The organism is Variovorax sp. LG9.2 (assembly GCF_035018885.1).
Lineage (GTDB): Bacteria > Pseudomonadota > Gammaproteobacteria > Burkholderiales > Burkholderiaceae_C > Variovorax.
The window spans coordinates 446,316-456,348 of the sequence record NZ_JASJXB010000001.1 but is presented as its reverse complement, the minus strand read 5'-3'; the positions used below and the strand labels follow the sequence as shown (position 1 = coordinate 456,348).

Here is a 10,033-nt window from a genome sequence, read left to right as displayed (position 1 = left end):
TGCTGCTGCGCCAGTTCGGCCAGCGTCTTGTCGCCTCGAACGGCCGCCAGCGCCACCTTGGCTTTGAATGCCGCTGAATGCGCGCGGCGGGGTCTTCTGCTCATCTTTGCTCCAATCTTCACAGGCAAGGTCCTCGCCAGCAGGAGCAGTTTCCACACTTATCGGATTGTTCAGATTTCCGGGGCCAGCTCTCTTCCCCGCGTAGTACCCGAATCGCATGCCTGCGGTCATAACCGGTCACCGGTCAGTGCCACGAATTCATAGAGGACCTTAATCCGGTCGCCTAACGCTGCGCTGCGATACCGCTCCCGCAGCGCCTCGACCAACTCCTTGCGTGTTGTCATGCTGACTTGCCTTTTCACGTTGCGCTTCCGCTGGAAAACACAACGGGTAGCAAATTACGTATGGCAACAGGTCAGCGCGAGTAGCATTTTTGAAGCGGTAATGCGGTGGCCAAGATAGTTGAGGCCAGCCACACCAATGAGCGCCCGGGTGCTGCACACGTTCAAATCCGTCTTGCCAGTGACTTCGTGCCAGTTCTCCGCCCACTTCCGATTGGACCTATCCTGAATTGCCTTGTCGAAGTCGGCCGGGAACGTCGGGCATTCGCGATCAACATTGCCGGACATGGCGCTTACCTCGGCGCTTACTGTGAGAGCTACCGCGCGCTACCCGCACGTCAGGCGTACAGCGGCTCCTCGCCCATCTGCTCGCACTGCTCCTGCAGCATGAGCACCTGGCCTTTCCAGTAGTCGCTCGAGCCGAACCACGGAAAGTTGATCGGGAAGATCGGGTCTTCCCAGCGCCGTGCGAGCCAGGCGCTGTAGTGGATCAGTCGCAGCGTGCGAAGCGGTTCGATCAGCGCCAGCTCGCGCCGGTCGAACGAGCGGAATTGCTCATAGCCTTCGAGCAGGCCGCTCAACTGGCCGGTGCGCTGCGCCCGGTCGCCCGACAGCAGCATCCACAAATCCTGCACCGCGAAGCCGGTCCGAGCGTCGTCCAGGTCGACGAAGTGCGGGCCGCCGCCGGGGCGATCGGTCGGGGTCCACAGGATGTTGCCGGGGTGGCAATCGCCATGCAGCCGCAGGCTCTTGAACTCGCTGCCGAAGCGGCCTTGCGCATCCGTCGCGAGCGCGGTCTTTGCGATCATGTCGAGCGCCTCGTTGCACGTCGTTTCCCACAGGCGCTGTACGTCGAGCGGAATTTTCTCGTTGCCCAGCAACCAGTCGCGCGACGCCGTGCCGAAGCTCTGCAGGTCGAGCGCCGGGCGCGACTCGAAAGGCCGCTTTGCGCCGACCGTGTGAATGCGCGCGAGAAAGCGGCCGATCCATTCGAGCACCTCGAAATCGTCCAACTCGGGAGGGCGTCCACCGCGGTATGGGCTCACGCTGAAAGCGAAGCCGGCGTGGTGGTGCAGCGTGGCGCCATTCAGTTCCAGCGGGGCCACGGCCGGCACTTCGGCCGCGGTGAGTTCCGCCGAAAAGGCGTGCTCTTCGAGGATCTGCACTTCGCTCCAGCGGCCGGGCCGATAGAACTTGGCGACCACGGCGCTGCGGTCTTCGAGGTGGATCTGGTAGACCCGGTTTTCATAGGAGCTGAGGGCCTGCAGTCGGCCGTCGCCGTGCAGGTCGAGCGTGGCGAGCGCATCGAGCACCACGTCCGGTGTAAGCGTCTCGTAGGGATGGAGCGAGGGCTCTGAAGAGCCGGCGTTGGCGCCTGCTGGCGAGTGAGGTTGCATGAGGCATTGTCGTCCTCGCGGCGCCAGCAGAGGCCGGCAGCATCAGGGTCGCTCGCAGGGCCAATGCAGCCCCGGGGCCGGGCGGCGAACCTACAGCGCCTTATGGAACGACAGCATGTGCCCCATGCGTGGATGGCTGCGGCCGCCCAGCACTTCGGCGTAAGCGGCTTGCACGGCTTCCGGCCCGTGATGCTGGTCGGGCACCAGCCACGGAGCGGCCGGGTCGGTCACCTGCGCGGTGAAAGACTTCCACGCCGTTAGCAACTTCTCGCCCATCACCGCGGCGCCCCATTCGTCGGTGCGCTTCTTGATTTGGGCCGGTGCGAAGAACAGGGTGGCGCGAGGTCCGGGCAAGTTCTTTGCGCCCCCCAGGTGCTCGACGTGCGTGCCCCCTATCGAGCTGCTGAAGCGCAGGTTGACGAAGCGTGTGTGGACCGCCAGCCTTAACGCCGCGTTGCCTGCGAAGTCGACATACACGCACGAGGCATCGGCCGGAATCAGCTCCAGCTCGTCGTAACCGACCACGCGGCTGTAGCAGCCCAGACTCTCGCAGAACAGCTTGTTGCCGGGCGAGGTCAGGCCGATCACTTCGATGCCGGGCCGCTGTGCCAGCTGAAAAGCCGTGCCGTAGGCGGTCTTGCTCGATGCACTCGACAGCAACACCGTGTCAGCACCGAAGAAGTCGTTGTCCGCAAGGAAGTCGTCGATCAGCCACGAGGTGATGAAGAGCGGCCGCAGCAGCGCCTGGATGTCTTCGGTATCTGCTGTGTAGAGCGGGTCGGCGCCGCATCGCATGTAGCGGTTGTAGACGGCATGCAATTCGCTCCGATGCGGGGCTGCGTCGGTGAAGCCATCGGGCCTGAGCCGGTCGGGTTGCAACACCACTTGGCCGGCCATCGGAAAGTAGCCGTAAACGCGCTCGCCGACCGCGACGCCCGGTTGCATCGACTGCGCGACACTGCCAAAGCCCCAGACCGGAATGCGGCCCCAGCCTTCTTCGCCGCTCGGGAAGAACTGCCAATAGCTCATCGCGTCACCGAAGGCGCCGTAGGTGATGTTGTTGGACGTCAGCGCGAAGGTGTCGATGCGCACGCGGACCTGGCCATCGGCCAGTGGTGCATCGCTGGAATTGCGCAGGCGTGTCGTGCCCAGGGCGTCTTTGCGGATCAGGAGGTCGGTGGTGCTCATCGGCAAACCATAGCGCAGGGTCGTAATGCGCGCACGAAAAAAAGCCCCGGGTCGTCGCGTGGGCGACGTGCCGGGGCTCGGTCGATCGGGTCGTGCGACCCGATCTGTCTGACGATCAGGCGATCACGAGTTCGACGTCGATGTTGCCGCGCGTCGCGTTCGAGTACGGGCAAACCTGGTGGGCCGTTTCGACCAGCAGTTTCTTCTGTGCTTCGTCCAGGCCCGGCAGGGTGATAGCAAGCTTGACCGACACGCCGTAGGCAGCGCCGCCGTTCGTGGGGCCGAGGGCGACGCTGGAGTCGATCGACACATCTTCCGGCACCTTGACGCTGATCTTCGGGCCGACGGCCTTCATGGCGCCGATGAAGCAGGCGGCGTAACCGACCGCGAACAGCTGCTCGGGGTTGGTGCCGGGCTTGCCCGAACCAGGCGAGCTGAGCTTGACGTCGACTGCGCCGTCGCTGGATTTGCCAGAGCCGTCGCGGCCGCCGACCGTGTGGGCTTCAGCCGTGTAGAGCACTTTGTCGAGTTTGGTGGTCATGTGATTTCCTTGGGTTGAGGTTGGGGTTGGGGTAGAGAAAGGGGTGAGGGGAGAACAAAGAAATTTCAAGCGGCCTTGATGCGGTCGCGCAGCGTTTGCAATTGCTGCGTGAGCGCGACCAGTTCGGACACAGAGCACTGCGTCGCGGCCATCAGGCAGCCCGGCACCGCGGCGGCGCGTGCCTTGAGCTTGCGACCGGAGGCAGTGAGGGTGACGCGCACGCGGCGCTCGTCGGCCACGTCGCGCACACGCGCCACATAGCCGCTGGCTTCGAGCCGTTTGAGCAGCGGCGTCAGCGTGCCGGAGTCGAGCGACACACGCTCGCCCAGCGCCGACACCATGACGCCATCCTGCTCCCACAGGGCGAGCATGACGATGTATTGCGGGTAGGTGAGGGTGAGCTTTTCGAGCAGTGGCTTGTAGAGTCGCGTCATCGCCAGCGACGCCGAATACACCGCGAAGCACAGCTGGTTGTCCAGATGTTGCATGTCGACGGTGGCAAGTTTGGAGTGCATGAACCAAACTATATCGAACAATTAAATTGTGTGCAATCTAGTTGCAGCACCGTTAATTGAAAGAATTTGAAACCGGCTGAATTTTCGAAGCGCCCGAAGCGCCTGAAAAGACTGCTTATCGGGTCGTCATCAACGCGTTGGCGACAGCATGGAACGCTGGCAGCGTCAGAGGGTCGTTGCCCGCGTTGGCAGCGATGGGGTGCGCTGCGTAGCGCACGATCACCATCTCGGCCTTCGGGTCGACGTAGATGCTCTGGCCGTGGATGCCGCGCGCCATGTAGGCGCCGTGGTCGTTGTTCGTCGACCACCACATGTCGCGGTACGACCAGCCCGGCAGCAAGGCGTAGCCAGCCTTTGCAAACTTCGCCTTGTCACCACCGCCCGCAATCTCGGCGATGGCCGACTGCGGAATGACTTGCTGGCCGTTGGCGCGACCGCCGTTGCGCATGGTTTCGCCGAAGCGCGCCAGATCGCGCAGCGTGGTGTTCAGGCCGCCGCCGCCCGACTCGGTGCCGATGCGGTCGACCATGAAGTAGGCGTCTTGCTCGGCCCCGATGCGGCGCCAGATCTTCTCGGAGAGAAGGTCGGCCAGCGACTGGCCGGAAGCGCGCCGCAATACCCACGCGAGCATTTCGGCGTTCACCGTCTTGTAGGCGAAGCCTTCGTCGTGCAGGCCTTCTTTTTGCAGAGTTTTCAGGAAGTCGTAGAAGCTCCTGGGGCCGGCGTAGCCGGGGCCCTGAACCATCATGCCGCCGGCACGTGCATAGTCGAAAACCTCGGCTTTCGGGTCGGCGTAGTTCTCCGAGTACTTTACGCCGACGGTCATGTCCATCACCTGGCGCACGGTCGCGTCGCCGTACGCCGTGTCTTTCATTTCCGGCAAATACTTCGTCACCGGCGCAGCCGGATCGAGCTTGCCTTCTGCCACCAGGATGGCGGCCAGCGTGTCGACGAACGACTTGGTCACCGACATCGCCAGGTGCGGCCGCTCGGGCGTGAGCGCACCGAAATACTTTTCGTAGACGACGTCGCCTTTGTGCAGCACAAGGATGCCGTCGGTGTAGGTGCGCGGCAGCATCTGGCCGAAGGTCATCGGCTCGCCACCCAGCGCGGTGAAGGCGATGCCGTCGAGGTCGCGTGGCGCTGCGGGCAACGGGCTGGGCGCGCCGCTGCCGCGCCAGACGTTCGCAGTCGGCACCGACTCGCGCACATGCGAAAAGCTCCAGCGGTTGCGCGGAAAAGCACCCCCTTGAGGGTCGTCGAAGGTGATGAGCTTGTCGGGCGCGGGCGGAAATCCCTGCATCCAGCCGAGCGCGCCGACCGACGTGGCCGCCGGATCGGGGAGTAGTGCTGGCGCAGGTTGGGCGGTGGCTTCAATCACGATAAAAATCCCGGACAGGGCAGCGAGCGTGAGGGCGGCGAGCCCGGAGCGACGAGGAGTGAACATGAAGCGTCTCCGTTTCAGCGTCCGCTGAAGCGCGACGGCCGCCGCTCGACGAACGAGCGCACGCCTTCCGCGGCGTCTTCGCTGTTCGACAGCCGCTTCTGCGTCTCAATGAATTCGGCGACCGCAGCCGCCGGACCTTCTTCGACCGCTTTCAGAATGTTGAGACGCGTGGCGACCACGGCGAGCGGTGCCTGCGCTGCAATGCGTTGCGCAATCACCAGCGCTTCGTCGAGCTCCTGGCCTGCAGGCACCACCTTCTGCACGAAGTTGAGGCGATAAGCCTCTGCACTGCCGAACTCGTCGGCGGTGAGCAGATGCAGCATCGCGTTGCCCAGGCCGGCCCGCTCGGCCATGCGCAGCGTGGCGCCGCCGGTCGCCATGATCCCGCGCTGCACTTCGAGTTGTGAGAAGCGGCAGTTGTCCGCCGCAACCACGATATCGGCGCCGAGCATCAGCTCGATGCCCACCGTGAAGCAGATGCCCTTGACCGCCACCACCATCGGCTTGGTACGCCGTCGGTAGCCCGGCAGGCCGAAGTCGTGCGGCTCGACCAGGCCTTCCGGCACCGCCTTCTCGCCGCGTTTCACGTACTCGGTGATGAGCGGCAGATCGAGCCCGGCGGTGAAGTGATCGCCGAAGGCGTGCAGCACGCCGACGCGCAAGGCGGGGTCGTCGTCGAGCCGCGTGTAGGCCTCGGCCAGTTGCCGAAACATGGGCGGCGTCCAGCCGTTGCGCTTGGCCGGCCGGTTGATGCCGATCAGCAAGACATGGTCGATGACCTGCGTGTCGATGCAGCCTTCTACGGGCGGCGTTGTGGCAACAATGTTCATGGCGGTTGTCTCTTTGAATTATTGGTGAACACCGCGGAACCGGCTTCGCCGGGCCGCTGGTGTTGCCCCCTTGCAAGGGGGTGGCGGAAGCGACACGAAGTGCGCGACGACTCGGGGGTTAGTAGGTGTACACGCCGCGTTTTGTTTTTCTACCGAGCTGTCCCGCAGCGACCATTTCCTTCAGCAGAGGGCAAGGCCGGTACTTGGAGTCGCCGAATTGCGCGAGGTACACCTCCATCACCGCCAGGCACACGTCGAGCCCGATCATGTCGGCCAGCGCCAGTGGCCCGATCGGCTGGTTGCAGCCCAGCTTCATGCCGGCGTCGATGTCTTCGGCCTTCGCGAGTCCTTCTGACAGCACGAAAAAAGCTTCGTTGATCATCGGCACCAGGATGCGGTTGACCACGAAACCGGGTGCGTTTTTGACGGTGATCGGTGACTTGCCCAACCTCACGGCGAGTGCCTTGACTGCGTCGTGCGTTTCGTCGCTGGTGAGGTAGCCGCGAATGATTTCGACCAGCGCCATCATCGGCACCGGGTTGAAGAAGTGCATGCCGATGAAGCGATCCGGGCGCGACGTGGCGGCCGCCAGCTGCGTGATCGAAATCGACGAGGTGTTCGACGCGATGATCACCTCGGGCGCGAGCAGTTCGTCGACCTGCTTCAGGATCTTGAACTTGAGCGCCTCGTTTTCGGTCGCGGCTTCGATTACCAGTTGCGCGCTCTTCAGTTCCGCGTAATCGCTCGAGCCTTTGATGAGCGCGAGCGCGACGTCTTTTTGCGCAGCCGTCAGCTTCTCTTTCTTGATGAGCCGGTCGAGGCTGCCCGCCACCGCCGCAATGCCCTTGTCGACCGCGGCTTGCGCGATGTCGACCATGACGACTTTCACGCCGGCCACAGCGCAGGCCTGCGCGATGCCGTTGCCCATGGTGCCGGCGCCGATGATGCCGACGGTCTGAATCGCCATTTGAAAACTCCTCGATGTGTTTGGAAAAAATGTCTGAAGGAAGCGCCCAGGAAGGGCGCGCCGATGGACCTTATTGTGAAACACGCGGTGATCAGGTTGTGAGCGACACTCACCGGGGTTCAGCCCGGGGTCTAGCGAATCAGGCGCGAAGCGCGTATCTTGGATCAAGACGTCCACGCGCTAAAGCTATGTCCCTCCCGAACGCCATCGAACAACCCGAGCCGCACATGCGGGCGTGGAAGTTCGTGCTGCGTGCGACCTCCGCGCAGGAGGCGCTGCTGCGTCGGTTCAGCGGGCAGGCCCGCTGGGTCTGGAATCACGCGCTGGCCGAGCATCAGGCAAGGGATGTGCGTAAGGAGCCGCACGCAAATTACAACGCCATGGCCCTGTGGCTCACTGCGTGGCGCACAGCGCCTGAGACCGTGTGGCTTGCCCAGTCGCCTGTGCACGCGCAGCAGCAGGTGCTTAAAAGACTGGACGCCGCGTTCCAGCGCTACTTCGCCCCCGTTAAAGCCCGCAGGAAGCTGGGCTACCCCCGCTTTAAAAAATACGGGGACGATCCGGGGCTTCGCTTTCCCGTGGCCCCGCTGCTCGACCAAGCTAACGGGCGCCTCAAGCTTCCCAAATTAGGCTGGGTGCGGCTTCGCCAAAGCCAGGCGGTGGCCGGTGAGATCAGGAACGCGACCGTACGCCGCGACGCAGGCAAGTGGACCGTTGCGATCCAGACCCGCCACGCTGGCGTACTGCCGGCCGGCGGCCTGTCCCCATCGCTCGGCATTGATGTCGGCATAGCCACCTTTGCGGCGGACAGCAGTGGACGCATGGTCGAGCCGCTCAATGCGTTGAAGGCCCAGGCCGTCCGGCTGCGCCGGTACCAGCGCAGCGTGAGCCGGAAAGTGAAAGGCTCATGCAATCGCAAGAAGGCGGTGATCAAGCTGCGCGCCCTTCACAAGAAGATCGCCAACCAGCGCAGCGACTGGCTGCACAAGCTCACCACGGGCTTGGCCAGAGAACATGCGGTGATCGCGATCGAAGACCTGCGCGTCGCGAACATGAGCGCCAGCGCCAAGGGGGCGGTCGAGCACCCTGGCGCGAAAGTGCGCCAGAAGGCAGGGCTCAACAAAGCCATCCTCGACCAGGGCTGGTCTGAGTTCGCCCGGCAGCTCGCGTACAAGCTGGAGAGCAACGGCGGTGCGCTGGTGAAGGTCAGCCCCGCCTACACCTCCCAGACGTGTAGCTGTTGCGGGCACGTGGACAAGCTCAACAGAAAGACGCAAGCGTCCTTCGTCTGCGTGGTTTGCGGCCATGCAGAACATGCGGACACCAATGCCGCAAAAAACATTCTGGCCGCGGGACACGCGGTCTGGACAGCGATGTCCGATGCCTGTGGAGGGGACGGCTCTGGCCTTGTGCGTAAGCGCAAGGCTAGACCAGCCGCCGTGAAGCAGGAACTCACCGAGGCGATCGTGCCCGCTCAGCAGGCTGAGCATGCATGACGCAGTAGGAATCCTCGCCCTTCAGGGCGGGGAGGATGTCAATTAAAGTTGTCGCATGACCATCATCGGCACGCCTCTTTCTCCTTTTGCAACCCGCGTCATGCTGCTCGGCTCCGGCGAGCTCGGCAAGGAGGTGCTGATCGCCTTGCAGCGCCTCGGCGTCGAGACCATCGCGGTCGATCGCTATGCCGACGCACCGGGCCAGCAAGTCGCGCACCACGCGCGCACCATCACGATGAGCGACCCCGCGGCGCTCAAGGCGCTGATCGAGGCCGAGAAGCCCGACCTCGTCGTGCCCGAGATCGAGGCGATCGCCACGCACATGCTGCAGGAGCTCGAAGACGCTGGTGTGGTGCGCGTCATTCCTACCGCGCGCGCGGCTCGGCTCACGATGGACCGCGAAGGCATTCGTCGCCTCGCTGCGGAAACGCTCGGTGTGCCGACCAGCCCGTACAAGTTTTGCGATTCGCTCGCCGAGTTGCAGGCTGCCATCGATGGTCACGACAAAGACAAAGACAAGGGCGAAAAGGGCATCGGCTACCCCTGCATCGTCAAGCCGGTCATGAGCAGTTCCGGCAAGGGCCAGAGCAAGATCGACGGGCCGGCCGACGTGCAAAAAGCGTGGGAGTACGCCATGGCCGGCGGCCGTGTCAGTCACGGGCGAGTGATCGTCGAAGGCTTCATCGACTTCGACTACGAGATCACGCTGCTGACGGTGCGGGCCCGCGGCGCAGCAGGCGCCGTCGAGACGAAGTTCTGTGAACCGATCGGCCATGTGCAGGTAAGCGGCGATTACGTCGAAAGCTGGCAGCCGCACCCGATGGCGCCTGCGGCCTTGCTGAAGGCGCAGCAGATCGCCGAAGCCGTGACGTCCGACCTCGGCGGTCAGGGCCTGTTCGGCGTCGAGCTGTTCGTCAAGGGCGACGAGGTCTGGTTCAGCGAAGTGAGCCCGCGACCGCACGACACCGGCATGGTGACGATGGCGACGCAGTGGCAAAACGAGTTCGAGCTGCACGCACGCGCCATCCTCGGATTGCCGGTCGACACCACGCTGAAAAGCGCGGGCGCCAGCGCGGTGATCTACGGCGGTGTCGACGCCACCGGCATCGTGTTCGACGGCATTGCCGATGCGCTGCAAGTGCCGGGGTCGGACATCCGTCTCTTCGGCAAGCCCGAGAGCTTCGTCAAGCGGCGCATGGGCGTGGCGCTGGTGCATGCGGCCGATGTGGACACGGCGCGGTCGCGGGCGAAAGATGCGGCTTCGCGGGTGAAGCCGCGCAAGGCCTGATGCAGAGGCCTCAAAGAGGCGAT

Annotated in this window: 10 protein-coding genes; 2 read left to right on the top strand and 8 right to left on the bottom strand. The window is 64.0% G+C overall.

Annotated elements, in window-relative coordinates:
* Positions 1 to 398: 398 nt before the first annotated feature.
* The 8 genes from QN413_RS02065 to QN413_RS02030 form a co-directional block, all read right to left on the bottom strand.
* Entirely contained in the window at positions 399 to 629 is a 231-nt protein-coding gene (locus QN413_RS02065) for a hypothetical protein (RefSeq protein ID WP_323495004.1), read from the bottom strand.
* A gap of 50 nt (positions 630 to 679) precedes the next feature.
* The gene (locus tag QN413_RS02060; protein WP_323495003.1) at positions 680 to 1,738 is read right to left on the bottom strand and encodes a serine/threonine protein kinase; all 1,059 of its coding nucleotides are present in this window, start codon (positions 1,736 to 1,738) and stop codon (positions 680 to 682) included.
* 90 nt (positions 1,739 to 1,828) lie between these two features.
* Entirely contained in the window at positions 1,829 to 2,926 is a 1,098-nt protein-coding gene (locus QN413_RS02055) for a DUF2855 family protein (RefSeq protein WP_323495002.1), read from the bottom strand.
* Between the two features lie 115 nt (positions 2,927 to 3,041).
* Positions 3,042 to 3,467 (bottom strand): organic hydroperoxide resistance protein, encoded by a 426-nt coding sequence (locus QN413_RS02050; RefSeq protein ID WP_323495001.1) that lies wholly within the window; start codon positions 3,465 to 3,467, stop codon positions 3,042 to 3,044.
* 65 nt (positions 3,468 to 3,532) lie between these two features.
* Complete coding sequence (locus QN413_RS02045) at positions 3,533 to 3,982, bottom strand: MarR family transcriptional regulator (protein ID WP_323495000.1); 450 nt, start codon at positions 3,980 to 3,982, stop codon at positions 3,533 to 3,535.
* 115 nt (positions 3,983 to 4,097) lie between these two features.
* On the bottom strand, positions 4,098 to 5,429 hold the full coding sequence (locus QN413_RS02040) for a serine hydrolase (RefSeq protein WP_323494999.1): 1,332 nt from the start codon (positions 5,427 to 5,429) through the stop codon (positions 4,098 to 4,100).
* A gap of 14 nt (positions 5,430 to 5,443) precedes the next feature.
* On the bottom strand, positions 5,444 to 6,259 hold the full coding sequence (locus QN413_RS02035) for a crotonase/enoyl-CoA hydratase family protein (protein WP_323494998.1): 816 nt from the start codon (positions 6,257 to 6,259) through the stop codon (positions 5,444 to 5,446).
* Between the two features lie 118 nt (positions 6,260 to 6,377).
* Entirely contained in the window at positions 6,378 to 7,226 is an 849-nt protein-coding gene (locus QN413_RS02030; RefSeq protein ID WP_323494997.1) for a 3-hydroxybutyryl-CoA dehydrogenase, read from the bottom strand.
* A 188-nt stretch (positions 7,227 to 7,414) separates the two neighbouring features.
* On the opposite strand from QN413_RS02030, the gene QN413_RS02025 reads away from it, so the two are divergent.
* A complete protein-coding gene (locus QN413_RS02025) occupies positions 7,415 to 8,722 on the top strand; it encodes a transposase (protein ID WP_323494996.1) in 1,308 nt (435 codons plus the stop codon).
* A gap of 55 nt (positions 8,723 to 8,777) precedes the next feature.
* On the top strand, positions 8,778 to 10,010 hold the full coding sequence (gene purT, locus QN413_RS02020; RefSeq protein WP_323494995.1) for a formate-dependent phosphoribosylglycinamide formyltransferase: 1,233 nt from the start codon (positions 8,778 to 8,780) through the stop codon (positions 10,008 to 10,010).
* Positions 10,011 to 10,033: the final 23 nt, after the last annotated feature.